The 1,607-nt window shown below is 54.6% G+C and carries 1 protein-coding gene; it reads right to left on the bottom strand.

Annotated features, from left to right (window positions below; translation table 11 throughout):
- Positions 1-107: 107 nt before the first annotated feature.
- Complete coding sequence (locus FH08_RS0133850) at positions 108-1,538, bottom strand: IS1182 family transposase (RefSeq protein WP_031362608.1); 1,431 nt, start codon at positions 1,536-1,538, stop codon at positions 108-110.
- Positions 1,539-1,607 lie beyond the last annotated feature (69 nt).

Here is a 1,607-nt window from a genome sequence, read left to right as displayed (position 1 = left end):
GACGACACCTGCTCTCGCAACGAAGTGCGGATTATTGAATGCGGCATGTGGAACATCAATTTCATCAAAGAGGATGTGGTCAAGTCCCCGGTTGGTTGCACGCAGGCCTATGTCTGCATCGCTTTCATGACCGTTTCTGACCCGAGTAACTTAATGACTCGCTTCATGTTGTACGCAAGCACGTGCAGGCTCATCTCGGTGCTGACTCGCTCGATCGTTCGTGTTAAGAAATGCGTGGCTCCCATCCAAGCCTTGATTGTGCCAAACGGATGCTCGACGGTTTGTCTTCGGATACGCATCATCTCGGGGCTGTGGTCAAGACGGATTTGCATCTCCTCGAGAACCCCTTCGTGTTCCCAGCGTGTCACCCGGCGTTGTATGCTCGGCGTGCACTTGTCCTTTAACGAACACTGTTGGCAGTTCGAACTCCAGTAACGGTTCAACTTTAGCTCGCGCTCCATCGTCACGTAGCGCCATATGAGACGCTCTCCCGCTGGGCAGCGATACTCGTTCGCCTCGGCGTTGTAAATGAAATCGTCTTTGCTGAAGCGACCGTGAGCCGTCGCGCTCGACGTCACCGTCTTCGGAACGAACACGGTAATGCCAGCTTGGTGACACGCGAGTATCTCTTCGCTTTTGTAATAGCCTCTGTCCGCAACTGCCGTGAGTTTCTCAACGCCCATTTCCGTACGCGCGAGTTTCGCCATAGACGTGAGTTGCTCTCGATCAATACCGTTGTTGGTTACCTCGTGCGCGACAATCAAATGGTGCTTCGCATCGACCGCTACCTGGACGTTGTAGCCGACGACGCCTGTCCCCCGCGTCTTCATCGAACGCGCGTCCGGGTCCGTGAGCGACACTTGCTTGTCGGGAGCCGCGTTGAGTTGAACTTCGACTTGCTTGAGGATTTGCATTTGCTCTTTGAGAGCCGCGATCTTGTCTTGCAGCCGCTCCGTCTTCGCCTTCGCGATAGTGGGTTCTTGGCGATCGGCGGTGTCCATTTGCACAAGATAACGGGTGATGCTTGCCTCGATATCCCGCATGCGCCGCTCCAGTTTTGCGCTCGTGAAGTTGCGGTCGCGATGGTTCACTGCCTTAAATTTGCTCCCGTCTATCGCAACGAGCGCTTCGGCGAACAGGTCCAGGCGTTGGCATAGCATGACGAACTGACGGCAGACGCTGCGGATCGCTTTGCCGTTGTCTTTGCGAAACCGCGCAATGGTCTTAAAGTCCGGTGCCAAGCGGCCCGTGAGCCACATCAATTCAATGTTGCGCTGGGCCTCGCGCTCAAGGCGACGACTGGACTGAATACGGTTCAGGTAACCGTAGATGTAGATCTTAAGCATCACCTCGGGGTGATATGAAGGCCGGCCGGTAAGTGCTGGTTCGACGCCTTCAAACCCAAGCTTCTGAAGATCAAGCTCATCTACAAAGACATCGACTACGCGAACAGGGTTGGTGTCCGTCACGTAGTCGTCGAGTGCTTCGGGAAGAAGAAAGCTTTGCGTACGATTGTCGCCTTGAACAAACCGTTTCATCTCGCTCACCCCCGTTACCGGATGAGAGATTTTAGCTCTTCAAAAAAGCGTTTTGACACACTCTGGGCC

This window comes from Caballeronia sordidicola (genome assembly GCF_000729995.1).
In the GTDB taxonomy this organism is placed as follows: domain Bacteria; phylum Pseudomonadota; class Gammaproteobacteria; order Burkholderiales; family Burkholderiaceae; genus Caballeronia; species Caballeronia sordidicola_A.
Note: the sequence above shows the minus strand (reverse complement) of the source record. Positions and strands in the feature narration are given on the sequence as shown.